Raw genomic sequence first — 24,494 nt, 5'->3', positions numbered from 1 at the left:
TCGGTGATGCCCCCTGACCGATCAATCGGTGATGGTCGTGACCTTGCCGTCGGTGTCGATCTCGGTGCGGCGATCCTCGTCGGGGGCCGTCGCCAGCACGGTGGCCAGTACGTGACGGCCCAGCGGCAGCACCCGGACCGTGATGCGGCCGGCGTTGATGGCGTCGAGTTCCCTTGTGGCGGCATCGATCACGCGCTTGCGCACCCATTCGGGGACGCCCGCGAAACCGCCGTCGTCGAGGAGCACCACCTCTACGCCACGCGCCCGCGCACCCCGGGCCGCGCCGCTGAGCTCGTCGGTGACCAGCTGCGGTGCGCGCAGGCCGTCGCGGAGTTCGGCCTCCAGCAGCCGGCATTCCTCACGTTCGGCTGCGGTCAGCTCCGCGCCGTCCGCGATGCGTTCCAGGATCGGCCGGGCCACCCGGTCCAGGCGGGCGAGCTGACGCGTGCGCTCACTGTCCGCGGCGGCCATGGTGGCCTCGGCCGCGGCCCGCATCATGGCGTCCTCGCGCAGGATCCGCAGTGACCGCTGCATGGGGCGCATGACCGCGGTGAACACCGAGATGGCGGTGACGGTGCCGACCGGGACCAGCGAGCCGACCAGGGTGCCGGGTTGCAGATGCGAGCCCAGGCCGAGGGCCACCAGCACCGTCGCGACGGCGATGACGCCGAGCCACGCGGTGCGAATCCGCCCGCGCAGCACCAGGACCGCGAGGACATAGGACGAGGCGAAGGCCGACCACACCGACTCGTTCGGCAGATCGTGGGTGGGGGTCATGACCGTCAGGGCGGTGGCGACCGGCGGTGCGGCGGCCGCGTACAACGCCACCGGAATCGGCAGCGGGTCCACCGGAATCGCGGTGACCAGCGCGCCCGCGCTGAGCATGAGCACCAGACTCGCGAAGGCCGCCCACGGCGGTGACTGGCCGAAATTGCGCATCATGTACAGCGCGATGACGGCCTCGAGGATGAGCAGGAACAGCCAGGCGGTGCTACCGCGCAACCCGAGCAGATCGCGCAGCCCGAACCGGGGTTCCAGGTCGATGCCGGAGCTGTCAGCGTGAGCCATCGCCACCCCATACCAGTGTCACGGTGGTGCCCTCGCCCGGCTGGGATTCCACGAACGCCGAGCCGCCGGCCAGCTGGCGCATGCGGCCCAGGATGCTCATGGAGATGCCGAGGCGGTCGGCGGAGACGGCGGCCAGGTCGAAACCCGCGCCGTCATCGCTGAAGACGATGCGAATGCTGCCCGCGCTGACCGTGGCGGTGACGGTGCGGCGCACCTCCCGGCCCGGAACGGCGGCATGGCGCAGGCTGTTTCGCACCGCCTCGGTGAGCGCGGCGGCAATGGTGCTGGCCGAGTGCACGGGCATGCGCAGGTCGTCGTAGCCGGGCCAGGTGCGGGTGGCGAAGCGGATGCTCGGATTGATCTCCTGCACCGCGGCCCGCAGGAACAGCACCGCCGAGCGGGCGTCGAGCAGGTCGGGATCGCGCTGGGCGCCGCGGCATTCGTCGAGCTGCTCCAGGGTGCGTTCGGCCTGGCGTTGCAGCACATCGGATTTGGTGCCGGCCCGGGACGCCTCGAGCAGGGTGGAGAGCACGGCGTCGTGGATGAGGGCGGCGAAGCGGGCACGCTCCCGGTCGCGGGATTGGGCGGCGGCCTGGGCGGCGGCGCGGCGGCTGGTGATGGCGGATTCGCGGTCGACCCGGGCCGCGGCGCCGGTGGCGGCGGTGCCGCACCAGACGAACAGGGCCGCCAAACCCGCTGAGCGCAGGAAGTTCTCGGTCACATGCTGCGGGGTGACCGAGCTGAGCGTGTACACGGTGGCCAGCGCCGCCGAGGTCGCGGCGGCGAGCAGATAGATCACGGTCACCCGGCTGGACCAGGCCAGCACCGCCGCGGTGACCGCCAGCGCGGTCACCCGGTACGGCCACACCGTGGTGGCGTCCACAGTGTGAATCTCCAGCCCGAACGGGATGGAGGCCAGGGCGCCCAGGAAACTCAGTGCCGCACAGCCGCAGACGAAGCGGATGGCCCGCGGACCCGACACCGCCGACACCACGGCGATGATCGGATACCAGCCGAAGGCCAGCACCACCGCGGTCACCGTCCACCAGCCCGGTGCGTAGCGGCCCTGTTCGGCCACCTCCGGCAGTTCGACGCCGCCGACGATGATGCCGGCGATGCCGATGGAGATGCCCAGCCGCCGCATGATGCGGTCGTAGGCTGCGGTGGCCGGGTCCTCCCGCATGCTGAGGCGGGCGCGCAGGCGCTGGGTGAATGCCGCGAGGGACGGCATCGGCCGGGGTGCGGCCCGGGATTCGAGGGTGCCCGAGGCCGTCATGTCCGCGGATTCCGCTCGGGAACGGGCAGCCACCCGTCCTCGACGGCCCGCTTGTACAGATCGGTCTTGGTGGGGGCCGGGCGGCCGGCGTCGGCGTACTTCTGCCGGATGCGGCCCAGATAGTCGTTGACGGTCTGCTCGGACAGGCCGGTCATGCGGGCGACCCGCGAGGCCTTCTCCCCCGACGCATACAGCTGCAGCACCTGCTGCTGACGCGGGCTCAGCCCGACATCGGACAGCTGCGGGTCGCCGTCGATGGCGGCGGCCCAGTCGGTGGTCACCACCTGTTCGCCGTGCGCGGCCCGGCGTACCGCCGCGACCACCGTCGGCATGTCCTCGGACTTGCGCACCACACCCAGCACGCCCGCCCGGGCGGCCGATCGCACCAGGAACGGATTGTCCGCCCCGGTGAACACCAGCACCTCGATCCCCCGCGCGCGCAGCGCCCGCACATTGTCATCGGGCGAGGACCCGTCCGCGAGCCGCAGATCCAGCACCACCAGATCCAATCGCGGCCCCGCCGACAGCAATTCCGCCACCGTCCCCGCCGTGATCACCAACTCCAGATCGGCTTCCGGGGCCAGCATGGCCGACAACCCGATTGCCACCGACTCATGGTCCTCGACCAGCCCGATGCGGCGTATCCCCGACTCTTGCGCCTCCACGGCGGCCGTCACCTCTTCCCACACTCCCAAGTGACGTTCCCCGAGAACGCCCCCTCGAGTATGACGGGCGAGCCGCCGAATGTGTCAGCCACCAGAAATCGGGGGCTCAACCCATCAACTGTGCGGCGATGGTGGCCCCCAATTCCCAGCAGCGCTCGATCTCCGCCTTCTCCGGCTTCCCCAACACGATCACCGGCGCGGCCGCTTTCTCCCAGCCGAGTCCGGTCGTCGCGCTCTCGACACTCCGCTCGGCCCCCTCGGTCCCTTGATTCCCGTGGATATACAGCCCATAGGGCCGGCCCCGGGTCGAATCCAGGCACGGGTAATAGAAGGTGTCGAATGCGTGCTTGAGCGCTCCGCTCATGTAGCCGAGATTCGCGGGCGTCCCCAGCAGGTACCCGTCCGCCGCGAGCACATCACTCGCCGTCACGCCCAGGGCGGCCCGCCGTACGACGTCGACCCCTTCGATCTCGGGATCCGTGGCGCCCGCCACCACCGCCTCGAACATCTCCTGCATGAACGGCGACGGCGTGTGATGAATGATCAACAGAGTCGGCACATCCCGAGCCTAACCCTCCTTTGCCGCCCAGCCCGGCCCCTCGGCCGTCTGGCGGCGGCCCCGATCCGCGCACCGGTCGAGGCCGCGAGAGTTCGTAGTTCACACAGTGGTGAACGCGCTGCAACATCGGTCTGAACGTCTGAGCCGTTGTGGCCGAGCCGGTATCGGACTCCATGTTCCCGCGCCTCGGCAATTGGCCGCGGCAGCGGCCGTGACCGGGGGCGATGACGGACGCAACCCTCCACCTCAGAGTTCGCTGCGACTTCATCGAGGATTGCGGTAGGATTCCCGCATCACCGAAACACGTTCCAGCGAAACATATCTCGCGGATGGACGTGTCCGGGAAGTGAACGCTGATCATTGACTCGAAACTGGAGTGCTGCTGGCGAACTGAAGACGGCATCGATGTATCCGATTGCCCGGCAAGTGGATACGCGCCACCAGCATTCCAGCAGCAATACCGACCGTTCTCGATCCTGTGTGATCGTTGCACCGAGGGTCGTGGAACTGGTCGCATTTCATCCGTCCATGGGAGCTACACCTTGGTAACTGACATGTTCGAGGCCGCATGAGGCTGTATTCGCCCGAGTTCACCGCCGACCCCCGCACCGCGTACGACCGGATGCGGCGCGAGCACGGCCACCTCGTCCCGGTCGAAGTGGCAACCGGAGTTTCGGCGACGCTGGTGATCGGATACCGTGCGGCACTGCGTATTTTGAGTGACCCCGATCGCTTTCCCTCCGATCCGAGAGCCTGGGAGTCGAGCCTCCCCGAGAACTGTCCCGTCCTGCCGATCATGGAGTGGGGGACGATCGGTTCCGGCGCGGAGGAGGAGCACCGCACACGCTATCGGCCCGCCTACCTCGAGACACTGCGCGCCGTCGATCTCTTCACCTTGCGGCGCGAGGTCGAGGCCGCCGCGGTGCCGTTGATCAACGAATTCTGCAGTGCGGGAAAGGCCGACCTGCTCGACCAGTTCGCGGTGCCGCTGACCGTCCGGGTGGTCAACAATCTGCTCGGCCTGTCCACGGAGGTCGGCGAGCGGGTGTTCGACGCGATGGCCGTCCTGCGCGACGCCCCCGACGAGGAAACCTCGGACCGCTACAACCAGCGCCTGACCGGAGACCTGCTGGAGGCGGTGTCGGCCAAGCGGCGCGAACCCGGTACGGACGTGATCTCGCGGCTCATCTCGCACCCGGCCGGGCTCGACGACGCCGAGATCGTGGCACAGCTCGCGGTCCTGTATGCCCGCGGCAGCGAACCCACCTGGAATCTGATCGTCAACACGGTGCTGTTGATGTTGACGGACAAGCAGTTCCACGATGATCTGCTCGCCGGTGCCCTGACCGTACGGGACGCGATCGACGAGGTGCTGTTCGTCAATCCGCCGCTGGCCAACTCCTGCGCCCGCTATCCCCGGCAACCGCAGCTGGTCGAGAATGTGTGGCTGCCGGCCGACCACCCGGTCATCATCAGCTCAACCGGATGCAATTCCGATCCGGCGGTGGCGGGCGACCGCATCGGCAACCGCTCGCATCTGGCGTGGGGCGCTGGATCACGGTCGTGCCCAGCCCAATCCGCGACCCTGGTCATCGTGCAGGAGGCACTGGACCAACTGCTGGACGCGCTACCCGAGATCGAATTGGCCATGCCCGCAGACCAACTCGAATGGCGGCCGAGCGCATTCCACCGCGCACCCGCCGCTGTCCCGGTGACGTTCCCGCCCGCCCTGCCGCTGGCCGTCCCGACCCCGTGAGCACCCCTACCGCCACAGGCGGCTGCGACGGTAAAGGGGCTGGAACGCCATGCGATTCAGGATCCCGACCGGGGCGGGCATGGCGGCCAGGAACGCGCGGCGCTCCTCGGGGGTGACGTCATCGAGGATCCACGGGATGTAGACAGCCGCGCCGGAGGGGCCCTGACGCCGGGCCATCGCGGAGCGGAAGGCTGCCCAGTCCGCGGCCGTCAGTTCCCGCTGGATGAGCGGCAGGGCGGCAATCTCCTCGTGCCGCATGTGATTACCGAGGACTTCGGTCAGCTCCACAACGCGCGCACCGAGATTCGGGTCTCGGCGCGCAATGGACTCGTCCACGCTCGCGAGCAGCGGATCCAACTGCGCGTGCTCGGCCTCCATATCGGCGATGAGCGCGAGTTCAATGGGGCGGCCGGCCACCGCACGGAGCAGCGCGGGCCACAGCACCGCGTCCTCGACCGAATGGTGCACGTCGAGTTGGCGTTTGAAGTTCGCCCAGCCGGCCCGCACGCCGGGAGCGTCCATCCGACCGCCGTCGGCGGCCTCGCGCAAGCGCTCCAGATCGCGGCGGAAAGCATTGTGGGTGGCATACATCGGCGTGAAGTCGATGAGTTCGGAATTCGACGGGGAGTCGACGGACATCGGTGGATCCCTTCAGTTCTGGAATGCGGAGGTGTTCTCGTCGGCCCACTGGGCGAAGGTGAGCGCGGGCCGGCCCAGCAATTCCGCGACGGTGCCGGTGGTGGGGCCGGGGGTGCGGGCATAGTCGGCGAGCGAGCCGAGCAGCCGCGCCGGAACCTCCTCCGGCAGGCCCTGGGCCAGCAGCGCGGCCCGCACCTGGTCCGGCGCGACTTCGGCGAACGACAGGTCGGTGCCGAGGGCCTTGCCCAGGATGCGCACCTTGTCGCGTTGGTCGAGTGACTCCGGGCCCGTGAGGACGTAAGCGCGTCCGCCATGGCCGGATTCGGTGAGCGCGCGAACCGCCACGGCGGCGATATCGCGCTGGTGGATCGGCGAGGTGGCCGCGGCGGCGTACGCACCGCGGACGGTTCCGGTGGCACGAATCTGCGGGGCCCAGGCCAGCGCATTGGCGTCGAAGTCCGCGCAGCGCAAGGCCGTCCACTCCAGGCCGGAGTCCCGCGCGGCCTGTTCCGCGGCCCGGAATCCGTCGGCGAAGCGCGGTTCTCCCGCCGGGTACTGCACCGTCAGCGCGGAGATGACCACCGCGCGGCCCACGCCCGCGCCGGCGGCCGCGGCCAGCAGGTCACCGGCCGCCGCTCCGGCCGCACGCGGGCTGATCAGCACCGCTTCCGCGCCGTCCCACACCGGCCCCAGCGAGCGCGGGTCCGAGGGATCCCCGCCGGCCACGCGCACATCCGCGGGCAACGCCGCCCGCTGCGGGTCCCGGCTGACAGCGGTCACCTGCTGCCCGGAATCCAGTAGGAGCTGGACGGTTTCGCGGCCGACGACTCCCGTCGCACCGATGATGACGATCATCGTGAACTCCAACCTTTTGTACGAAATTCATATAATTCATAGCGTAGATGCTACGAGTTTCGTACTACAAGGTGAGCTGGATCACCCACTTGTCGGCATGATCGCAGGTCGAGGCCCATCCAGCACCAACTACGGGTGACGTAAAGTACGAAGCTCATACGAACCGATGGGAGGCGTGGTGAGTGCGGCGGCAGATCGCGAAGAAGCCCGACTGCGGCGGCGCGCCGCAGTCGATATCAAGGGCGCGATGCGCGGGCTGCGCAGCAATCTGGCCATGCTCAACCGTCAGGTCGGGGTGCGCCTGGAACTGCGTGACGTCGACGTCGACTGCCTCGACGTGATCAACAGCCAGGGCCCCATCAGCCCCACCGCCCTGGCCCGGGCCGCAGGACTGCACCCCGCCACCCTCACCGGCATCCTCGACCGGCTGGAGCGCGGCGGCTGGATCGTCCGCGAACGCGCCGCCACCGACCGGCGCTCGGTCGTGGTCCGCACCCTCCCCGACCGCCTCGGCGAGCTCTACCACCTACTGTCGGGCATGAACAGCTCACTGGACGACATCTGCGCCGACTACACGACCGAACAACTCCAGCTCATCGCGGAATTCCTCCGCCGCAGCGCCATCGCAGGCCACGACTCCGGCCGCGAACTCCAATAGCCACCATCCATATCGGAATCCCAACGGCGGCAACGGCACCCGGCATCGCCGGCAGTGGCCGCCGGCCCGAGTCCGGTCGGCAGCGATGTTGCACCCGTCGGCCGACAGGTCCCAAGCACATCGCGGACGGCGTTCCCGGCGCCTCGAGTCGAGTTCGGCTTCAGCCGGCACCGGTGACGGTCCTGATCTGCCGGGCGAGGTCGGCGAGGTCGACCGGCTGGGTGGTGTCGACTCTGAGGATGGGAGTCAGGCCGAGTGGGGTGGCTCGGGCGGCCCAGTCGTCCCAATCCCGGGTCAGGTGGTGGTGGTCCTGGTAGATGGGTGAGCGTTAGCGGGATGTGTAGCGCGCCTTGGCCATAGGTGCGGGGACGTCGCACCAGATCTCGACGGTGTGGCGGGCGCCGGTGTGCTCGATGCCGGAACGGGCAAAGTTCAGGTCGCGAGGTTTGAACCACCAGGAGTCGATGACGACGGCGGTCGGGGATGCCTTGGCCAGGGACCAGATGGTGTCCATGGCGATGCCGCCGAGTTCCGATGGGGCGGAATGGTTTCCGAGGGATGAGGCCAAGTCTTCCTTGATGGCGTCCTTGGACAGGAACCAGGCGTCGAGGGATCGGGCGAGGGCTGCGCCCAGGTGGTCAAGCCTCAGGTTCTGAAAAGTCGTCGCCACCATGGCCGTTCGGTCGCGGCGGGTGGAGGCGGGGCCGGGGTGCGGGGTGGGCGGGCGGATTTGCGTTCGGCGCGCCAGGTTTCGACGACGTCGTCGACCTTCAGGGGGCCGATCGGGACGTGGGGGCCGGTTGGCATGCGGAGGTAGTGGACTATGCGGTCGTTGAGGGAGGCTACTGTTTCGCGAACATCCCTCTCGGAGAACATGTCCCGGACGGTTTCCTGGATTCGTTCGCGTTCCCGGCGGAGGATGATCGATTCGGGGAGGAAGGCGTCTCCGCCCAGGCCTTCGCGCTTCAGATAGTTGCGGAGCCACCAGTCTTCGTCGGCGGCGCCGGGCGGGATGGGCCGGCCCGCGCCCTTCAGGTTGTCGAATTCGCCCCGCTCCGTTGCCTCGCGGACCTGTTTGTCGATCCACGATTCGAAGGAGAGCCCGGGCGATTTGCGCTCGGTCATGACCCGATCCTACCGATCACCGTGGAACAGCCGGGTGCGCGCGATGGCGAGATCGCTTCCGGCGCCGGGTCAGTTGCCGGCGCGGTAGGGGTCGAACACGGTGGTGACCAGGCGGTGGGCGGTGGCGACGGCGTGGTCGGCGTCGCCCTCCGCGAGGCCGAGCAGCGGGTCCAGGCCGGGGACGTGGGGGGCGAGGGCCAGGTGGGGCAGCATGAGGAGCAGTAGGGAGAGCAGGGCCCGGGTGTCGGCGCCGGGGCGGAGGGCGCCCTGCGCGGTCGCCACATCGAACAGGGGTTGCAGCACTTCCACGTAATGGCGGTTGACGGCTTCCCGGACGGCGGTGCGGGCCACGGGGTCGGGTTCGAGGTTGGCGGCGGCGGTCATCGCGCGCTCGAGCGGATGGTCGTAGAAGTACCGGATCCAGGCTTCGAGGAGGACGTCGAGGGAGCCGAAGAAGTCACTCTCCCAGTCGAGTTTGCCCGCGGTCGCCTCCATGGCCGAGCGGATCCGCTCGCTGGACAGTTCCGCCAGGTAGACGTACATGTCGGCCTTGTCGGCGAAGTACTGGAACAGGCTGCCCTTGGAGACGCCGGCCTCGCGGCAGATGGTGTTGAGGCTGCCGCCGCTGAACCCGCGGGCGGCGAATTCGGCCTCGGCGGCGGCCACCACGGCGGCCCGGCGCGGCGGGGCAAGCCGGTCCCAAGTTCCTGTCGGCATCACCGATCTCCTCTGCCCGCGGGCTATTGACTGTGCGACGGTTTCGATCCTACAGTGACCGGCGGTCATATGACCGATGGTCATAAAGGAGTCCGAATCATGTCCACCAAGTCCAACGAGCCGGGAACCCGCGCCGACGAGCCGAGGGTCTGCGTCATCGGCGCGGGCTCCGCGGGTATCGCGGCGGTGAAGGTGCTGGCCGAACGCGGCGTCGACGTGCACTGCTACGAGCTGTCCGACCGGGTCGGCGGCAACTGGGTGTGGGGCAACAGCAACGGGGTGTCGGCGGCGTACCGGTCGCTGCACATCAACACCTCGCGTCAGCGCATGGAGTTCAGCGACTTCCCCATGCCCGCGCACCTGCCCGACTTCGCCCGCCACGATCAGATCGCCGACTACTTCGATGGTTACGTGCGGCATTTCGGGTTCGGCGACCGCATCCGGTTCCGCACCGGGGTCGACCACGTGCAGCCGCTGCCCGACGGCACCTTCCGCGTGACGCTGTCGAACGGCGAGACCGTCGGCTATGACGCGATGCTGGTCGCCAACGGCCACCACTGGGATCCCCGCCTGCCCGAGCCGATGTTCCCCGGCGCGAGCGAATTCCGCGGCACGATCATGCATTCGCACGCCTACACCGAGGAAGCGCAGCTGACCGGCAAGCGGGTCGTGGTGCTGGGCATGGGCAACTCCGCGATGGACATCGCCGTCGACGCCTCGTATCACGCTGCGGAGACCTACCTTTCGGCGCGCAGCGGGGTGCACGTGATCCCGAAGTACGTGTGGGGCCGCCCCTATGACCGGATCGGAGCGGCCGAATGGTTCCCGTCGTTCCTGCGCTGGCCGCTGGCCCGCAAGCTGATGGCCGCGGCGACCGGGCCGATGACCCGCTACGGGCTGCCCGCGCCGAATCACAAGTTCGCCCAGGCGCATCCGACCATGTCCAGCCGGATCCTGGATCGGCTCGCGCACGGGGCGATCATGCCGATGCCGACCATCGATCGCTTCGACGGCGACGAGGTGGTGTTCGCCGACGGCCGCCGGGTGACCGCTGATCTGGTGGTGTTCTGCACCGGGTACAAGATCAGCTTCCCGTTCTTCGACCCCGGCTTCCTGGACCCGTCCGGCGACAATCGGATCCGCCTGTACCGCCGGGTCTTCCATCCGGAGGTGCCGGGCCTGTACTTCGTGGGACTGGTGCAGCCGCTGGGTGCGATCATGCCGATCGCCGAACGCCAGGCCCACCTCATCGCCGATCACCTGCAGGGCCGCTATCACCTGCCCGGCCCGGCCGAGATGGAGCGGGAGATCACCGCACACCGGCGCGGCATCCAGCGTCGCTACGTGACCTCCAAGCGCCACACCATCCAGGTCGACTTCGACGACTACATGCGCGATCTGCGGCTGGAACGCCGCCGTGGCGCACAACGCCGGGGCGGCCTCTCCCGTGTCGATCGACCGACCGCGAGCGTCGCCGCCCGTCGCGCCCGCGACGGCGAGGCGGTGGCGTGATGCGCGAGAACACCACGGGCGCAAGCGAACACGAGGTGTGGTTCCCATCCGGGGACGGGAACCACTGCGCGGCGACCCTCTATCTGCCCGAGCAGCGACGCGGGAGCCGTCCGCCGGTGATCGTCATGGCACACGGGCTCGGCGCGATCCGTGCCATGGGCCTGGCCGCCTACGCCGAACGTTTCACCGCCGCCGGATACGCCTGCCTGGTCTTCGACTACCGCCACTTCGGCGACAGCGAGGGCATGCCGCGGTATCTGCTGTCGACCCGCCGGCAGCGCGCCGACTGGGCGGCCGCGATCGCCTTCGCCTGGCAGCTGCCGCAGGTCGACGGCACGCGAATCGTGGCCTGGGGCACCTCTTTCGGCGGCGGGCACGCCATCCACACCGCGGCCCGGCGCCCGGCCGGACTGGTCGCGGCCATCGCCCAGTGCCCGTTCACCGACGGGATCGCCTCCACCCTGGCCATTCCGCCGGTCAACTCGGTCAAGGCCACCCTCGCCGGTGTCCGTGACGTCGCCGGTGCGCTGTTCGGCCGCGCACCGCACATGATCACGACCGCCGGGCCCGTGGACGGCACCGCCCTGATGACCGCGCCCGACGCCGAATCCGGTTATCTCGCACTGGTTCCGCCGGGCACGGACTTCCGCAATGAGGCCGCGGCCCGCGTCGTCTTCGACATCCTGACCGATCGGCCCGGCCGGTTCACCGATCGCATCGAGGTGCCGATCCTGTTCGCGGTGTGCGAAACCGATTCCGTCGCACCGGCCAAGACCACGCTGCGCTTCGCGGCGCGGGCGCCACGCGGTGAGGTCCGCACCTACGCCGACGGGCATTTCGACATCTACCGCGGCGCGGCCTTCGATCGCGTGGTCGCCGATCAGCTCGGCTTCCTGCACCGTCACGTCCCCGTCTCCGTCGACGGAGAGCCGCGGGCATGATCGACCGTGGTCAGCGAGTCTCGTTGCGCTCCAGGGTTTCCGCGGTTTCGCGGGCATTGTCGATGGTGAGCGGGTCGTCGCCGAGCTCGGTGTGGGATTCGACGGTGTAGAAGCGCACTTCGTGGCCGTCGGGGTCGCGCAGCTCGGGGAGAATCCAGCCGATGGTGGCGAAATGAACGCCGGCATGGGATTCGCCGAGGGCGGTGAGATGCGCGGCCAGCGCCTGCATGGCGGCCCGGTCGGGTACGCCGATCGAGAAGTAGTCGAATCCGGCTGCGGCGGCGGCCTTTTCGGGATCGAGCCGCAGACCGAGCATGGGACCACCGGCCGGGTGATGCAGGGCGACACCCCTCAGGTCGCCCTGCTCACGGAATTCGACGCCGACCGTGTAACCGAGGCGGGTGCGGTACCAGCCGATGGACCGCGCCAGATCGGACACGGGGAGTTTGAGGTGATGCACCCCGGCGAGCGTGGGGATCATCGCTGCTATCCTTTGCAGTATCAGTGTAATGATGCAGCATCGCTGTAGTGATGCAGTAAGGATGCAGCGAATGAGCCCTGGTGTCAAGAAGACATCTCCGCTGTGGGACGCCCGCAAGGCCGAGACGGAACGGAAGATCCTCGACGCCGCGCGGCGACTGTTCATAGCCGACGGGTACGCGGTGACCTCCCTGGCCGCGGTCGCCGAGGCCGCCGAGGTGGGCTCCCGGACCGTCTACCTGCGCTTCGGGTCCAAGGCGGAACTGCTCAAACGGACGATCGACGTGGCGATCGTCGGCGACATGCAGGACATCGATGTGGCACACCGCGACTGGCACGTCCGGGCCGCCACCGCGCCCACCCTGGACGAACGAATCACCGCCTACGCGCGCGGCGCTCGCGAACTCATGGAACGCGCCGCCCCGGTCATCGCCGCCGCGGTCGCCGCCGAGGCCAGCGAACCGCTGATCGCCGAGGCGGCCCAGGCCGGGCGGACCGCCACGCAGCAGCACATCGCCGACATCTGGCGTCATATGCACGCCGACGGCCTGCTGCATCCCGACGCCGATCTGGACTGGATCATCGCCACCGCCGGCCCGCTCGGCCAGGCCGACACCTACAACCTCATGGTCCGCACCCTCGGTATGGATCCGGACGGTTACGAGCGGTGGCTGTCCGGCACCTGGCTGCGCCTGGCGACCACGCCCTCTACGCTTCCGAAAGCCTGATCCACGCGCTGCGGAACGCAGTGCCCATGCTCGAGGAATGCCATGCGGCCCACCCGGCGCTCACTCAGAATCGCCCACACCATCGGAATCGCCGTCGGCCTGGTGCTGCTGATCGCCGGAATCGTCCGGCTGTTCCTGCCCCTGGAATGCTCCGGCCACACCCTCGAACCCGGGCAGGAGTGCCACGACACCGCCAAAGGCCGGCCGGTGGTCCGGACCTTCGACGAGCAACGGTCCCTGCGTGATTCGACGGACGGCTTCCTCATCGTCGGCGGTCTGGTGGTCGCGGCGGGTTCATACGTACTGCTGCGCCGCACCACACGCGCGTAACCGCGACCACTTCGCCGGGTTCCGCGGGCACACTGAAGGCATGGATCCTGTCGTCGCGTTGCGCATGATCGCGTTCTTCAAGGACCGGGCCCGGGAGGATTCCCGGCGGGTGATGGCCTATCGCAATGCCGCCGACATCGTGGAGGGGCTCGACGATACCGAGCGGGAACGGCTGGGGCGGGCCGGCGACTGGCAGTCGCTGCCGGGGATCGGGCCGAAGACGGCGGCGGTGATCGCGCAGGCGTGGGCCGGACGGGAGCCGGATACGCTGATCCAATTGCGGACCGCCGCAAAGGATCTCGGGGGCGGCGAGTTGCGAGCCGCGCTGAAGGGCGACCTGCACGTGCATTCGAACTGGTCGGACGGATCGGCGTCCATCACGGAGATGATGGCCACCGCGCAGGCGCTGGGGCACGAATACTGCGCACTCACCGACCATTCACCGCGACTGACCGTCGCCAACGGGCTCTCACCGGATCGGCTGCGCCAGCAACTGGATGCGATCGACGAGCTCCGCGACCGGTTCGCGCCCATGCGCATTCTCACCGGCATCGAGGTCGACATCCTCGACGACGGCGCGCTCGACCAGGAACCCGAACTGCTCGACCGCCTCGACATCGTGGTCGCCAGCGTCCATTCCAAGCTGAAGATGGACGCCGCCGCCATGACCCGCCGCATGGTGCGGGCCGTATCCGGGGGCCGGGCCACGGTCCTCGGCCACTGCACCGGCCGCCTCGTCGAAGGCAACCGCGGCACCCGCCCGGAATCGAAATTCGATGCCGAACAGGTCTTTTCCGCCTGCCGCGACCACGGCGTGGCCGTCGAGATCAACTCCCGCCCCGAACGTCGCGACCCACCCACCCGCCTCCTGAACCTGGCCCTCGACCTGGGCTGCCACTTCTCCATCGACACCGACGCCCACGCCCCCGGCCAACTCGACTTCCTCGGCTACGGCGCCCAGCGCGCCCTCGACAACGGCGTCCCCGCCGACCGCATCATCAACACCTGGCCCCTCGACAAACTGCTGAGCTGGGCCGGTTCGTGAGTGCGAGGACCATCGTTCCGGCGCGAACTCGCCGGGTCAGTGGGGGCAAGTGGGCTGAAAAGGCTTGTTGGCGAACAGGTCGTCGATCCAGGACGACCACTGGGGTATGACGGTGGCGGGGGCGTCGTGGCCGCCGGGGACGATGAGGTCGTGGACCGGGGTGCCCAGGGTGCACATTGTGGAGATCGCGGCGGTGGACCAGGTGGTGTCGACCAGTTTGTCGGCGTCGCCGCGGGCTATGTAGGTGGGGAGTGGGGTGGCCGCGTGGGGGAGGTTCGTCCGGGATTGGAAGTCGGTGAACGGGCGGGCTGCGGCGTCGTCGGTGAAGGTTGCCTCGGCGGGGGTGGCTGCCTGGCCGAGGGCGATGTCGGCGAGGGTGAGGGTGCCGCTGCAGGCGGATTCGAGATGCGGTGCGGCGGTGAGCAGATCGCCGTGGAGAATCTGGTCGTAGCGATAGCCGGGGGCGGTGTCGCGTACTGCGGCAACGAGATACGGGATGATCAGGTATTGGTCCGGGGCGTTGAGGGCGCCGGTGCGGACGGTGTCGACGAGCTGGAGTTCCAGGGCGGGTGACAGGAGGACGACACCGTGCAGGTTCAGGTCCGGCGCATAGGATTTCGCGGTTTCGGCGGCCGATTCGGCGGCGCGGCCGCCCTGGGAGACGCCGAGGAGCACGGTCTCGGAGGACAGCGGCAGGCCGGTGGAGTGGGCGGCGCGGATCGAGTCGAGGACGTCGTAGCCGGAGGATCGGGAGTCCAGGTACGGGGCGTTGCCGGGGCCGTCGAGGCCCTGATAGTTGGTCATCACCACGGCGCGGTGCCCGGCCAGGAGTCCGGCCACCGTGGCGGCGGAGCCGAAGAGGGTGGGCGAATTGGTGGGTGCGCAGGCGCTGACGACTCCGGAGGTGCCGTGGGCGAAGGCGATGACGGGCCAACCGCCGGCGGGGGCGTCGCCGGTGGGGAGGAAGACCGCGCCCGATACCTCGATCGGTTTCCCTGTCGGAGAGGTGGATCGATAGCGGATGTAGGTGGCCGAGGACATCGCGGCCGTCAGGGCGGAATCGAGATTGCCCAGAGGTCGCTGCGAGACCAGCTTTCCAGGAGTGCCCGCCTTCGGTGCGGTCGTGTCGGAGGTGGCGCCGCAGGCGGTCAGAAGCAGGGCAGCCAGTACCGGGAAGACAATCGCTGCTCGCATGCCGCTCCTTCGGATCGGGATTCGATGACGGCCGCCTCGATCAACTCGAATCTAGCTGGTGTGACCGCCCGGGCCGGAGAAGGGCGCCAGCTGACCTTCGCAGGCGGACCAGGCGGACGGCGAGAGGTGGGAGCGGACGCGCGCGAAGAGCTCGTAGAGCCCCGCGCTGTATTTCGCTGCCAGTTCGGCATTTTGCGCCAGCACGTCCAGCTCGTTGGCGACCGTCAGCTCCAGAAAGGCCCGGAAATCGGGCTCGGAGGGCTCGAATTCGCCGCCGGTGAAGCGGTCCCGGAACCGCACCGGATCCGCGTCGATACCGGGATAGACCGTTCCGCGATCACAGGCGGCGTACTGATAGATCCACCCCTCGGCGCGGGCGCCGACCAACTCGACAACCGTTGCGCGATCGGATAATTCGACGAGCGAGACACCGAATCCGTCGGTGCCGTACACGGCGTGGGCCAGGCCGGCGAGCTGGAGGTCGCCGTCATGTCCCCACGCCGCGAGCGTGTCGGCGACCCGGCCCAGGTGGGCGAGCAGCGTCCCGCCGGGATGGTCGATGGTCTCCGTGCCGCGATCCCGCAGGAACCGCTCGACGCGGTTCCTGCGGGATGCGAGGGATTCCGGCTCGTTCACCTGTTCATTGTCGCGCGGGAACCGGTTCGGCGGCAGCCGCTTTCACCCGCCGCTGCAGCCGGTACAGGACGAGGGACGCCACGGAGGCCGCCACCGAGAGGGCGGCGAGGACCCCGAAGGCGAGGTGGTAGCCGGACACCGGCGCCCAGCCGGATGACGTTGCCCGGGAGAGGATTACGGCCACCAGTGCCACCGCGACGGCGCCGCCCACCCGCTGCAGGATGTTCACCAAGGCCGTGGCGTCGGGCAGCTGCTCGTGCCGGACGGCCGCATACGCCGCCGAGACCAGCGGCATGGCGCCGACACCGGTGGCCATGCCCGCCGCGAACAGCAGGAATTGGATGAGGATTCCATTCGCGCCGACCGGCAGGAACGCGAGCGGCAGTACGACGCAGGCGATGGCGAGGTTGCCGAGCACCGCGACCCGGCCGCCGCCGAACCGGTCGGTCAGCCGTCCGCCCAGCGGCAGCATGATGATGCCGCCCAGGCCGTAGCCGAGCAGATCGACGCCGGTGCGAATGAGCCCGGTGCCGTGCAGCACCTGGAAGTACAAGGGCAGCAACACCATCACGCCGAACATGGCGCCGCCCGCGAAGAAGCTGGCGCTGGTGGCGGCCCGGAAGGCGTGGTTGCCGAACATCCGGATGGCCAGTAGCGGCCGTTCACCGCGCAGCGCACGGCTGATGAATCCGGCCAACCCCGCGAGCCCGAGCACGACGGGCAGCCACACCGACGGCAAGGTCACCGACCCCGTGGTCCCGACCTCGGACAACCCGTACACCACAGCGGATACGCCGCCGCCCGCGAGCACCAGTCCGATCACGTCGAGCGGCTGTGCCGCCACCCCGCTGGTCCGTGGCAGATACCGCAGCCCCAGCGCCAATCCGGCCAGTCCGAACGGAATGTTGATGAGGAACAACCACTCCCAGCTCCAGTGGGCCAGCATGAGCCCGCCGATGGTCGGCCCGATGGCGGGCGCGCCCACCACCGCGATGCCGACCACACCCATGACCCGGCCCATGCGCTGCGGCCCGGCCGCCTGACCCAGGATGGTCTGCCCGGCCGGGATCATGAGTCCCGCCGCAAGTCCTTGCAGGACGCGCATTCCGATCAGCCACCCCGCGGTCGGCGCGAAGGCGCACGCCGCCGAGGTCAGGGTGAAGGCGACCAGCGCCCCCATCCACAGCCGGGTCACGCCGACCCGCCGCGCCAGCCAGCCGCACACGGTGAGCGAAACACCGAGGGCCAGCAGGTATCCGCTCGCCACCCACTGGATCGTGGCCAGCGACGCGCCGAGATCCGCGCCGATGGTGTGCAGCCCGATATTGACCAGCGAGGTGTCCAGCATGCCCATGACCGCGCCGAACACCACCACGCCGGCGGTGCGCCAGACATGCGCGGGGATTTTGCCGGAATCGGCGGGTGCGGGAGCCCGGGCGGGCGCTCCCTCGGCACCGGATGTCCTGGTGTCCGAACGCATTTGCGTCATCGGACCTCTCCTTCAATAGTTGATGAGCAACTCAATTGCAGAGAGTATCAATGATTGAGTAGCTCAACAATAGATATAATCAGCGGGTGCCCGAAGAACCTTCCGTCCCGGCCGAGGCCCACCCCCCGAGCCTGCTGCGCCACCCGACCTACGCACTGGGCAAGCTGCACAAGGCGATGCACTCCCGCCTCGGGACACCCCTGCGCGAGCACTGGGTGCTCACCTACCTCGCCGAGAGCAGCGAGATCTCCCAGCAGGAGATGGCCAACGTCCTGGAGATCGACCGCAGCGAAGTGGTGCGGCTGATCGACAGCCTCGAGAAGGCCGGTCTGGTCACCCGTACCCGCGATCCGCACGACCGCCGGAAATACCGGCTGGCTATCACCGCCGCCGGCAATCGGGTCCGCGCGGAGACCGATGCGAAGATCGCCGCCGCCACCGATGTGCTGCTCGCCCGCCTGACCCCGGCGGAAAGGGATACCCTGCACCGGCTTTCGCTCAAGGCCCTGGGCTACGACACCGACGAGAGCTGACCCACACGCGGCCGGGCAACGGCCGCGAAATGGCTCACAACCGGTGACGGCTGTGAACCCGGTTACGCGTAGGGCTAGGGTTGGGCCCGTGCCTTCTCGCCCCCGCCTACCCCGTTTGCCCCAGCTCAACCCGCCGCTGGACGCCCGCCGCGGCTACTCCCAGCAGGAGATCCTCGGCGAACTGCGCCGGCTGATCCTGGAGGGAAACCTGCCGCCCGGCACCGGTTTGCCCCTGGGCGAGATCGCACGCGAATTCACCGTGAGCGCCATCCCGGTGCGCGAGTCGCTGCAGACCCTGATCGGTGAGGGCCTGGTCGAGCACCGGCCCAACTTCGGCTACCAGGTCACCATGCTGACCGCCGCCGAGCTGCGCGAGCTGTACATCGTGCGCGAGCGCCTGGAGTCCGCCGCGCTGGCCGCGGCCGTGCACAATGCCACCGAGGCCGATCATCAGCTGGCCCGCGAGATCCACGCCCGCCTCGAGCAGGCGGTGCTCACCGAGAACGCGGTCGCCTATCACCGCGAGACCCGCAACTTCCACCTGGCCCTGGTGCGCCCGTCGGGCATGCCGCGCGTGGTGCACATGCTCGAATACGCCTGGAACATCACCGAACCCGTGCAGCCCATGGTGCATGTGTCGACCATGGATCGCGTGGTGCTGCACGCCGACCACAGCAAGCAGCTGCAGGCCTTCCTCGCGAGGGATGCTGAAGCATTGCTGACGGCCACCGAGGGGCATCACGCACGCTTGAACGGCGTCCTCTCGCACCTGCCCACCGACACCGGCTTGTTCGCCGAACCCGCAGGTGAAGAAGATATATAACCCCTGAGCCTGGGGCTTTCGAACATATACGGTTCAAGCAACGCCGGAGCCATTTCTGTTCGATAGCGTGGATCCATGCGGATCCGGGTCATCAATCCCAACACCACCGCCGCGATGACGGCGCTCATCGGGGACAGCGCGCGCCTGGTCGCCGCGCCCGGCACGGTGGTCGACGCCGTCAGCCCCGACATGGGCCCGGCCTCCATCGAGAGCCACTACGACGAGGCGCTGGCCGTGCCCGGCCTGCTGGCCGAGATCGCGCGCGGCGAGGCCCAGGGCGTGGACGGCTACGTCATCGCCTGTTTCGGCGATCCCGGCCTGGACGCCGCACGCGAGCTGGCGCGCGGCCCGGTGATCGGCATCGCCGAGGCGGCCATGCAGGCGGCCAGCCATCTGGGCCGGAAATTCAGCGTCGTCACCACCCTCGGCCGCACCGCCGGCCGGGCCTGGGAGCTGGCGGAACGCTATGGGATGGAACGGTTCTGCGCGAACGTGCACGCCTGCGAGATCCCGGTGCTCGAACTCGAGGATCCCGAGGCGCGCAAGATCATCGCCGACGCCTGCCGGGAGGCCGCGCTGGCCGACAACTCGGACGCCATCGTGCTCGGCTGCGCGGGGATGGCGGATCTGTGCGAGTACCTGACCGAGGAGGTCGGGGTGCCCGTGGTGGACGGCGTCGCCGCCGCCACGCTGACCGTGCAGTCGCTGGTCACCATGAAGTTGCGTAAGTCCGGCCGCGGGGAATTCGCGGCCCCACTACCGAAGACGTATGTGGGATTGCTCGCCGATTTCGGCATCGAAGAACAGGAGGCTCAGGCGTGACGCTGCCACCGGAGACATGGAACGGGATCGAATCCCGTTTGCAGGCTGTGGATTCGGAGCTGCTGCGGCTCTATCCGGGCGACCGCCCGGGCCAGCCGGTGCACACCGCGTACGCCTCCGGCGCGGACGCCTCGATCGACCTGCCCGCCCAATGGGGCACGGCCGCACTGGAACTCGCCGAGAGCCAGCGGGAGCTGCTGGTCGGGCTGGCCGGTGAGGATGTCGTCGAACGGGTCTTCCGGACCCTGAGCGAGCGCCCCATCCAGGACCTGCGGCTGGACTTCGAGGACGGCTACGGCACCCGCGGCGACGAGGTCGAGGACCGCGACGCCCTGCACGCCGGCGCGGTGCTGAAAGCCCTTCCGGCCGAAGTGTCCTCGCGCGGCATCCGCATGAAGGGCCTCACCACGCTGGAGTGGGCGCGCGCCGTGCGCACCCTGGAGAAGGTCCTCGAGGGCGCGGGCGGCGTGCCCGAGGGCTTCGTGTTCACCGTGCCGAAGATCCGCCATATCGACCAGGCCGATCTCACCGTGCAGCTGTGCGACGCCATCGAATCGGCCCACGGGCTGGCCGCCGGATCGCTGCGGTTCGAGCTGCAGATCGAGAGCCCGCAGGCCATCATCGCCGCCGACGGCACCGCCCCGGTCGCCCGGCTGATCCAGCGCTCGGCCGGACGCTGCACCGGATTGCACTACGGCACTTACGATTACAGCGCCGCCTGCGGTATCGCCCCGAAGTTCCAGTCGCTGGAGCACCCGGTCGCCGACCACGCCAAGGCGGTCATGCAGGCCGCGGCCGCCGCCACCGGGGTATGGGTGTGCGACGGCTCCACCCAGGTGCTGCCGATCGGCACCGACGCGGAGGTGCGCGCGGCGGTGTCGCGGCACTTCGGTCTGGTCACCCGCTCGCTCGAGCGCGGCTACTACCAGGGCTGGGACATGGGCGCGGGCCACCTGGTCACCCGCTGGCTGGCCACCTTCGCGTTCTTCCGCGAGGGCCTGGGCGTCGCCGCCCCGCGCATCGGCCGCTACCTGGATCGCCAGGGCGGCGCGGTGATGGACGAACCGGCCACCGCGCAGGCGCTGGCAACCGTGGTGCTGCGCGGACTGGAGTGCGGCGCCTTCGAACCCGCCGAGGTCACCGCGATCGCCCCCAAAGCCACTGTCGAGGTATTGCATCAATTGCGAGAGAGGAAGATTCCGGCGCTATGAGCGACGTTGATTTCACGCTGCTTCCCGATCTGGCCGTGCGCACCCTGGGTGGCGCCGTGCTGTGGGCGAACGACGAGTCCTTCGCCGAGAAGGAGAACCTGATCCGGCCCGAGCAGGCCACCTACTCCCCCGCTACCTTCGGCCACAAGGGCCAGGTGTACGACGGCTGGGAGACCCGCCGCCGTCGCAGCGCCGAGGGCGACCACCCGGCCGGCGACGACTGCGACACCGCGATCGTCCGGCTGGGCGTGCCCGGCGTGATCAAGGGCGTCGTGGTGGACACCGCCTGGTTCAAGGGCAACTACCCGCCCGAGGTGTCGGTGGAAGCCATTGCGGTGGAAGGCAATCCGTCGGTCGACGAGCTGGTCGCCGCCGAGGGCTGGACCACGATCGTCGAGCGCGCCAAGGTGTCCGGCGATTCGCAGAACCCGTTCGCGGTGGACTCCCCCAAGCGCTGGACCCACGTGCGGCTGCGCATGTTCCCCGACGGCGGCATCGCCCGCCTGCGCGTGCACGGCGTCGCCAAGCCCGACCTGGCCTGGCTGGAGTCCGGCCCGTTCGACCTGGCCGCGGTGGAGAACGGCGGCCTGGTCGCCGACTGCTCCAACCGCTTCTTCTCGCACCCGCAGAACGTGCTCATGCCCGGCCGCGCCCGCAGCATGGGCGACGGCTGGGAGACCGCGCGCCGCCGCGACAAGAACACCAACGACTGGGTGCTGGTGCAGCTGGCCGCCGAGGGCGTGATCACCGCCGCCGAGATCGACACCTCGTACTTCCTGTTCAACAGCCCGGGCGCGGGCGCCCTCACCGGCATTCGTGCCGACGGCACCGAGATCGAACTGCTGGGCCGCACCCGGCTGCAGCCCGACACCCGCCACCGCTTCCTGATCGACGCGGACGCGGCGGTCGTGCAGGTGCGCCTGGACGCCTTCCCCGACGGCGGCCTGGCCCGGCTGCGGCTCTTCGGCACCCTGACCGACGAAGCCCGGGCGCGACTGCGTGCCGAGCTGGAAAATGACCTGGCGTGATCGGTCAGGGCCCGGAGGCGGCAGCTCGCGTAACCACGGAGGGCCCCCGAGCGCGCCGAAAGGATATGCAGCCATGAGCGATTTCGATCTGAACTACCCGCGGGACATGGTGGGCTACGGCCCCAATCCGCCGCACCCGCAGTGGCCGGGGGAGGCGAACGTCGCGGTCAACTTCGTCCTCAACTACGAGGAGGGCGGCGAGAACAATGTCCTCGACGGCGACGCGGCCTCGGAGACGTTCCTATCGGATATCGTTCCGGCAGCGGCGTTCCCGAACCGGCACATGTCGATGGAGACCATCTACGAGTACGGCTCCCGCGCCGGACTCTGGCGGGTGCTGCGGCTGTTCGAATCCCGCGATATTCCGCTGACCATCTTCGGGGTGGCGCGGGCGCTGGAACGCAATCCGGAGGCCGTCGCGGCGTTCAAGCGCAATGGCTACGACATCTGCTCGCACGGGCTGCGCTGGATCTCCTACCAGCTGGTGGATGCCGAGACCGAGCGCGCGCACATGGAAGAGGCGGTGCGCATCATCACCAAGCTCTTCGGTGAGGCGCCCAAGGGCTGGTACACCGGCCGCGATTCGCCGCAGACCCGCGAGCTGGTGGTGGAGCACGGCGGCTTCGTCTACGACTCCGATTCCTACGCCGACGATCTCCCCTACTGGGTGAAGGTCTCCGGCCAGGATCACCTCGTGCTGCCGTACACGCTCGAATCCAATGACATGCGCTTCTCCTCCCCCGCCGGATTCGCCAACGGCGAAGAGTTCTTCACCTATCTGAAGGACGCCTTCGACGTGCTCTACGCCGAGGGCGCGGCGGGTGCGCCGAAGATGCTGTCGGTCGGCCTGCACTGCCGCATCATCGGCAAGCCGGCGCGGGCCAAGGCGCTGGAACGATTCCTGGATTACGTGCAGTCACACGAGAAGGTGTGGCTGGCACGGCGCATCGACATCGCCGAGCACTGGCGCACGGTGCATCCCGCGTCCTGACGCCCGGGAGAACCCGGAAACCACTGTGGCCCGGGGTGATTGCGCGATCACCCCGGTACCGGGAACGCCGGTGCGGCCGGAGCCGCACACCGACTCTCCACCGGGAACCTGCCCGTCACGGGTGCCCGGATCTCCCTTCGGTGTGGGGCACCGCCGGACGCATCGGCGGCACCGCGAATACGGCCCGGAACCAACAGGTTCCGGGCCGTATTCGCGGGCCGGGGTGATATCACCGTTCGCTGCTGTCGGGCGAAACCGCCTCAGAGCGCACCGCTTTCGATATCGCGCTTGATGCCCTCCTGCGTCGCCTGGTGCGCGGCCACCCCGTTGCCGGCCGTGAAGTCGATCAGGGCCGCATCCGCGACGAAGGTCAGATGCTCGTTGACGGTGGTCGTGCCGTCGCCGTTGTCGGTGAAGGTGATCAGCTGGTGGGTGGTCACGTTCGGGACGTCCCAGCTGTCGGCGGTGTAGTAGTGCTCGTCCGGGTGCAGGCGCTGCTCGGCCTGCGTGTGCCCGGGGAAGGTGACCGGGCCCATCGGAATGTCCTCGAGCGCGGTGAAATCCGCGATCTGCGTGTCACCGTCATCGCAGGTGCGGTGGACGATGATGTCCTTGAGGAACGAGTGGCGGCCGATTCCGTTGCGAACATCGGTGTACACGTCCCACACCTTGTCCAGCGGCGCGGCGATGGTGACCGGCAGATCCACCTCGGTCACCGATCGGCTGTCGGCCGGATTCTGCTGCTCGGCCTCGTAGATCGACCAGCTGACCTGCCATTCCAGTTTGTAGTCGTTCTCCGACTCGATGCAGGACGCCGCGTCGTCCGCGCGTGCCATCGCCGACCCCACCGCAGGCGACCCCATCGTCGCGCAGGCTATCGCCAGCGCATAACCCACCTTGAACCTCACCGGGCGGACTTTACCCCGGTCGCAACCTACCGGCAGGTTTCCTGCGAAATCGCGGCTACCGTGCCCCGGGCCGGTCCCCGCGCTCCAATTCCACTGCGCGCTTCATCATTTCGCGTGCGCGGGTGCGGTCGCCGGCATAGTCGTAGGCGCGGGCGGCGCGGTAGTTGGTGCGCCAATTCTGCGGGTCCGCCTCGAATTCCTGCTTCACCTGCTCGAAAAGCGCGTCGGCAGCAGCCTTCTCGATGCGCCCGGACGGGCGGCGCGGCAGATCGGAGACATCCAGCTCGCCGCCCTCCTCGTGCATGCGGCGGGCCAGGCGCTGGTGGGCGAAGGCGGCGCGGACACTGGTCGCCACGATCCACACGCCCAGCACCGGCAGGATGAACACGCCGATGCCCAGGCCCACCGCGGCCGGCTTACCGGTGGCGATCAGGTCGATCCCGATCCGGCCCAGCAGCACGAAGTAGAACCCGAGCACCACCACCAGCGCCGCGATGAAACCGAC

Annotated in this window: 28 protein-coding genes; 13 read left to right on the top strand and 15 right to left on the bottom strand. The window is 69.0% G+C overall.

Features of this window, described 5'->3' with window-relative positions; genetic code table 11:
• Positions 1-21: 21 nt before the first annotated feature.
• The 4 genes from ABZV44_RS22425 to ABZV44_RS22410 form a co-directional block, all read right to left on the bottom strand.
• Positions 22-1,068 carry a hypothetical protein gene (locus ABZV44_RS22425; protein WP_354839350.1) on the bottom strand — a complete coding sequence of 349 codons (1,047 nt, stop codon included), beginning with the start codon at positions 1,066-1,068 and terminating at the stop codon, positions 22-24.
• A complete protein-coding gene (locus ABZV44_RS22420) occupies positions 1,055-2,377 on the bottom strand; it encodes an ATP-binding protein (protein WP_354839348.1) in 1,323 nt (440 codons plus the stop codon). The genes ABZV44_RS22425 and ABZV44_RS22420 overlap by 14 nt, the downstream gene beginning before the upstream one ends.
• Positions 2,341-3,039 carry a response regulator transcription factor gene (locus ABZV44_RS22415; RefSeq protein WP_354839345.1) on the bottom strand — a complete coding sequence of 233 codons (699 nt, stop codon included), beginning with the start codon at positions 3,037-3,039 and terminating at the stop codon, positions 2,341-2,343. Before ABZV44_RS22415 ends, ABZV44_RS22420 begins: the two co-directional genes overlap by 37 nt.
• 76 nt (positions 3,040-3,115) lie before the next feature.
• Positions 3,116-3,568 carry a flavodoxin family protein gene (locus ABZV44_RS22410; protein WP_354839343.1) on the bottom strand — a complete coding sequence of 151 codons (453 nt, stop codon included), beginning with the start codon at positions 3,566-3,568 and terminating at the stop codon, positions 3,116-3,118.
• Positions 3,569-4,136: 568 nt separating this feature from the next.
• Here ABZV44_RS22410 and ABZV44_RS22405 point away from each other — a divergent pair.
• On the top strand, positions 4,137-5,324 hold the full coding sequence (locus ABZV44_RS22405; protein ID WP_354839340.1) for a cytochrome P450: 1,188 nt from the start codon (positions 4,137-4,139) through the stop codon (positions 5,322-5,324).
• Between the two features lie 6 nt (positions 5,325-5,330).
• Here the strand turns inward: ABZV44_RS22405 and ABZV44_RS22400 are convergent, their stop codons facing one another.
• Positions 5,331-5,963 (bottom strand): hemerythrin domain-containing protein, encoded by a 633-nt coding sequence (locus tag ABZV44_RS22400; protein WP_354839337.1) that lies wholly within the window; start codon positions 5,961-5,963, stop codon positions 5,331-5,333.
• A 12-nt stretch (positions 5,964-5,975) separates the two neighbouring features.
• On the bottom strand, positions 5,976-6,818 hold the full coding sequence (locus ABZV44_RS22395) for an NAD(P)H-binding protein (protein ID WP_354839334.1): 843 nt from the start codon (positions 6,816-6,818) through the stop codon (positions 5,976-5,978).
• A gap of 178 nt (positions 6,819-6,996) precedes the next feature.
• Between ABZV44_RS22395 and ABZV44_RS22390 the strand changes: the two genes are divergently transcribed.
• Positions 6,997-7,476 (top strand): MarR family transcriptional regulator, encoded by a 480-nt coding sequence (locus tag ABZV44_RS22390; protein WP_354839331.1) that lies wholly within the window; start codon positions 6,997-6,999, stop codon positions 7,474-7,476.
• A gap of 328 nt (positions 7,477-7,804) precedes the next feature.
• Here the strand turns inward: ABZV44_RS22390 and ABZV44_RS22385 are convergent, their stop codons facing one another.
• From ABZV44_RS22385 to ABZV44_RS22375, 3 genes are all read right to left on the bottom strand, one after another.
• Entirely contained in the window at positions 7,805-8,149 is a 345-nt protein-coding gene (locus tag ABZV44_RS22385; protein ID WP_354839328.1) for a hypothetical protein, read from the bottom strand.
• Positions 8,122-8,601 (bottom strand): DUF1992 domain-containing protein, encoded by a 480-nt coding sequence (locus ABZV44_RS22380; RefSeq protein WP_354839325.1) that lies wholly within the window; start codon positions 8,599-8,601, stop codon positions 8,122-8,124. The genes ABZV44_RS22385 and ABZV44_RS22380 overlap by 28 nt, the downstream gene beginning before the upstream one ends.
• Before the next feature lie 69 nt (positions 8,602-8,670).
• Positions 8,671-9,318: a TetR/AcrR family transcriptional regulator gene (locus ABZV44_RS22375; RefSeq protein WP_354839323.1), complete on the bottom strand. Its 648-nt coding sequence runs from the start codon at positions 9,316-9,318 to the stop codon at positions 8,671-8,673.
• Positions 9,319-9,417: 99 nt separating this feature from the next.
• On the opposite strand from ABZV44_RS22375, the gene ABZV44_RS22370 reads away from it, so the two are divergent.
• Together ABZV44_RS22370 and ABZV44_RS22365 are read left to right on the top strand one after the other, a co-directional pair.
• Positions 9,418-10,830: an NAD(P)-binding domain-containing protein gene (locus tag ABZV44_RS22370; RefSeq protein WP_354839320.1), complete on the top strand. Its 1,413-nt coding sequence runs from the start codon at positions 9,418-9,420 to the stop codon at positions 10,828-10,830.
• Positions 10,830-11,771 carry an alpha/beta fold hydrolase gene (locus ABZV44_RS22365; RefSeq protein ID WP_354839317.1) on the top strand — a complete coding sequence of 314 codons (942 nt, stop codon included), beginning with the start codon at positions 10,830-10,832 and terminating at the stop codon, positions 11,769-11,771. The genes ABZV44_RS22370 and ABZV44_RS22365 overlap by 1 nt, the downstream gene beginning before the upstream one ends.
• 10 nt (positions 11,772-11,781) lie before the next feature.
• Here the strand turns inward: ABZV44_RS22365 and ABZV44_RS22360 are convergent, their stop codons facing one another.
• Positions 11,782-12,252: a VOC family protein gene (locus ABZV44_RS22360; protein ID WP_354839314.1), complete on the bottom strand. Its 471-nt coding sequence runs from the start codon at positions 12,250-12,252 to the stop codon at positions 11,782-11,784.
• A gap of 70 nt (positions 12,253-12,322) precedes the next feature.
• Between ABZV44_RS22360 and ABZV44_RS22355 the strand changes: the two genes are divergently transcribed.
• From ABZV44_RS22355 to ABZV44_RS22345, 3 genes are read left to right on the top strand one after another with little or no spacing between them, the layout of a single operon-like run.
• Positions 12,323-12,979, top strand: coding sequence for a helix-turn-helix domain-containing protein (locus tag ABZV44_RS22355; protein WP_354839311.1), 657 nt, complete (start codon positions 12,323-12,325; stop codon positions 12,977-12,979).
• A gap of 42 nt (positions 12,980-13,021) precedes the next feature.
• The gene (locus tag ABZV44_RS22350) at positions 13,022-13,309 is read left to right on the top strand and encodes a hypothetical protein (protein ID WP_354839309.1); all 288 of its coding nucleotides are present in this window, start codon (positions 13,022-13,024) and stop codon (positions 13,307-13,309) included.
• A 40-nt stretch (positions 13,310-13,349) separates the two neighbouring features.
• The gene (locus tag ABZV44_RS22345) at positions 13,350-14,354 is read left to right on the top strand and encodes a PHP domain-containing protein (RefSeq protein ID WP_354839307.1); all 1,005 of its coding nucleotides are present in this window, start codon (positions 13,350-13,352) and stop codon (positions 14,352-14,354) included.
• Between the two features lie 36 nt (positions 14,355-14,390).
• On the opposite strand, the gene ABZV44_RS22340 is transcribed toward ABZV44_RS22345, so the two are convergent.
• From ABZV44_RS22340 to ABZV44_RS22330, 3 genes are read right to left on the bottom strand one after another with little or no spacing between them, the layout of a single operon-like run.
• The gene (locus ABZV44_RS22340) at positions 14,391-15,548 is read right to left on the bottom strand and encodes a lipase family protein (RefSeq protein WP_354839304.1); all 1,158 of its coding nucleotides are present in this window, start codon (positions 15,546-15,548) and stop codon (positions 14,391-14,393) included.
• Between the two features lie 51 nt (positions 15,549-15,599).
• Entirely contained in the window at positions 15,600-16,184 is a 585-nt protein-coding gene (locus tag ABZV44_RS22335) for a DUF6817 domain-containing protein (protein WP_354839302.1), read from the bottom strand.
• A gap of 4 nt (positions 16,185-16,188) precedes the next feature.
• Positions 16,189-17,673, bottom strand: coding sequence for a DHA2 family efflux MFS transporter permease subunit (locus ABZV44_RS22330; protein ID WP_354839299.1), 1,485 nt, complete (start codon positions 17,671-17,673; stop codon positions 16,189-16,191).
• A gap of 86 nt (positions 17,674-17,759) precedes the next feature.
• On the opposite strand from ABZV44_RS22330, the gene ABZV44_RS22325 reads away from it, so the two are divergent.
• The 6 genes from ABZV44_RS22325 to puuE all read left to right on the top strand — a co-directional run bounded on the left by ABZV44_RS22325 (position 17,760) and on the right by puuE (position 23,081).
• Positions 17,760-18,206, top strand: coding sequence for a MarR family transcriptional regulator (locus ABZV44_RS22325; RefSeq protein WP_354839296.1), 447 nt, complete (start codon positions 17,760-17,762; stop codon positions 18,204-18,206).
• A 115-nt stretch (positions 18,207-18,321) separates the two neighbouring features.
• The gene (locus ABZV44_RS22320) at positions 18,322-19,029 is read left to right on the top strand and encodes a GntR family transcriptional regulator (RefSeq protein ID WP_354839728.1); all 708 of its coding nucleotides are present in this window, start codon (positions 18,322-18,324) and stop codon (positions 19,027-19,029) included.
• A gap of 75 nt (positions 19,030-19,104) precedes the next feature.
• The gene (locus ABZV44_RS22315) at positions 19,105-19,851 is read left to right on the top strand and encodes an aspartate/glutamate racemase family protein (protein WP_354839294.1); all 747 of its coding nucleotides are present in this window, start codon (positions 19,105-19,107) and stop codon (positions 19,849-19,851) included.
• Positions 19,848-21,062, top strand: a complete 1,215-nt coding sequence (locus ABZV44_RS22310; RefSeq protein ID WP_354839292.1) for an aldolase — start codon at positions 19,848-19,850, stop codon at positions 21,060-21,062. Before ABZV44_RS22315 ends, ABZV44_RS22310 begins: the two co-directional genes overlap by 4 nt.
• Complete coding sequence (gene alc / locus ABZV44_RS22305) at positions 21,059-22,090, top strand: allantoicase (RefSeq protein WP_354839289.1); 1,032 nt, start codon at positions 21,059-21,061, stop codon at positions 22,088-22,090. Before ABZV44_RS22310 ends, alc begins: the two co-directional genes overlap by 4 nt.
• 73 nt (positions 22,091-22,163) lie before the next feature.
• On the top strand, positions 22,164-23,081 hold the full coding sequence (gene puuE, locus ABZV44_RS22300; protein ID WP_354839286.1) for an allantoinase PuuE: 918 nt from the start codon (positions 22,164-22,166) through the stop codon (positions 23,079-23,081).
• Between the two features lie 260 nt (positions 23,082-23,341).
• Here puuE and ABZV44_RS22295 read toward each other — a convergent pair whose 3' ends face one another.
• A complete protein-coding gene (locus tag ABZV44_RS22295; protein ID WP_354839283.1) occupies positions 23,342-23,989 on the bottom strand; it encodes a hypothetical protein in 648 nt (215 codons plus the stop codon).
• Between the two features lie 55 nt (positions 23,990-24,044).
• The gene (locus tag ABZV44_RS22290) at positions 24,045-24,485 is read right to left on the bottom strand and encodes a hypothetical protein (RefSeq protein ID WP_354839725.1); all 441 of its coding nucleotides are present in this window, start codon (positions 24,483-24,485) and stop codon (positions 24,045-24,047) included.
• Positions 24,486-24,494: the final 9 nt, after the last annotated feature.

This window comes from Nocardia sp. NPDC004860 (assembly GCF_040609015.1).
Classification (GTDB): domain Bacteria; phylum Actinomycetota; class Actinomycetes; order Mycobacteriales; family Mycobacteriaceae; genus Nocardia.
This window is presented reverse-complemented; position numbering and strand designations above follow the sequence as displayed.

What these genes read in the sequence shown, in the direction of transcription:
- ABZV44_RS22370 (WP_354839320.1), top strand. Translation starts at nt 9,418, where the DNA reads ATGTCCACCAAGTCCAACGAGCCGGGAACCCGCGCCGACGAGCCGAGG.
- ABZV44_RS22365 (WP_354839317.1), top strand. Translation starts at nt 10,830, where the DNA reads ATGCGCGAGAACACCACGGGCGCAAGCGAACACGAGGTGTGGTTCCCA.
- ABZV44_RS22405 (WP_354839340.1), top strand. Translation starts at nt 4,137, where the DNA reads ATGAGGCTGTATTCGCCCGAGTTCACCGCCGACCCCCGCACCGCGTAC.
- ABZV44_RS22355 (WP_354839311.1), top strand. Translation starts at nt 12,323, where the DNA reads ATGAGCCCTGGTGTCAAGAAGACATCTCCGCTGTGGGACGCCCGCAAG.
- puuE (WP_354839286.1), top strand. Translation starts at nt 22,164, where the DNA reads ATGAGCGATTTCGATCTGAACTACCCGCGGGACATGGTGGGCTACGGC.
- ABZV44_RS22380 (WP_354839325.1), bottom strand. Translation starts at nt 8,601, where the DNA reads ATGACCGAGCGCAAATCGCCCGGGCTCTCCTTCGAATCGTGGATCGAC.
- ABZV44_RS22425 (WP_354839350.1), bottom strand. Translation starts at nt 1,068, where the DNA reads ATGGCTCACGCTGACAGCTCCGGCATCGACCTGGAACCCCGGTTCGGG.
- ABZV44_RS22350 (WP_354839309.1), top strand. Translation starts at nt 13,022, where the DNA reads ATGCGGCCCACCCGGCGCTCACTCAGAATCGCCCACACCATCGGAATC.
- ABZV44_RS22375 (WP_354839323.1), bottom strand. Translation starts at nt 9,318, where the DNA reads ATGCCGACAGGAACTTGGGACCGGCTTGCCCCGCCGCGCCGGGCCGCC.
- ABZV44_RS22395 (WP_354839334.1), bottom strand. Translation starts at nt 6,818, where the DNA reads ATGATCGTCATCATCGGTGCGACGGGAGTCGTCGGCCGCGAAACCGTC.
- ABZV44_RS22330 (WP_354839299.1), bottom strand. Translation starts at nt 17,673, where the DNA reads ATGACGCAAATGCGTTCGGACACCAGGACATCCGGTGCCGAGGGAGCG.
- ABZV44_RS22400 (WP_354839337.1), bottom strand. Translation starts at nt 5,963, where the DNA reads ATGTCCGTCGACTCCCCGTCGAATTCCGAACTCATCGACTTCACGCCG.
- ABZV44_RS22385 (WP_354839328.1), bottom strand. Translation starts at nt 8,149, where the DNA reads ATGGTGGCGACGACTTTTCAGAACCTGAGGCTTGACCACCTGGGCGCA.
- ABZV44_RS22340 (WP_354839304.1), bottom strand. Translation starts at nt 15,548, where the DNA reads ATGCGAGCAGCGATTGTCTTCCCGGTACTGGCTGCCCTGCTTCTGACC.
- ABZV44_RS22315 (WP_354839294.1), top strand. Translation starts at nt 19,105, where the DNA reads ATGCGGATCCGGGTCATCAATCCCAACACCACCGCCGCGATGACGGCG.
- ABZV44_RS22345 (WP_354839307.1), top strand. Translation starts at nt 13,350, where the DNA reads ATGGATCCTGTCGTCGCGTTGCGCATGATCGCGTTCTTCAAGGACCGG.
- ABZV44_RS22360 (WP_354839314.1), bottom strand. Translation starts at nt 12,252, where the DNA reads ATGATCCCCACGCTCGCCGGGGTGCATCACCTCAAACTCCCCGTGTCC.
- alc (WP_354839289.1), top strand. Translation starts at nt 21,059, where the DNA reads ATGAGCGACGTTGATTTCACGCTGCTTCCCGATCTGGCCGTGCGCACC.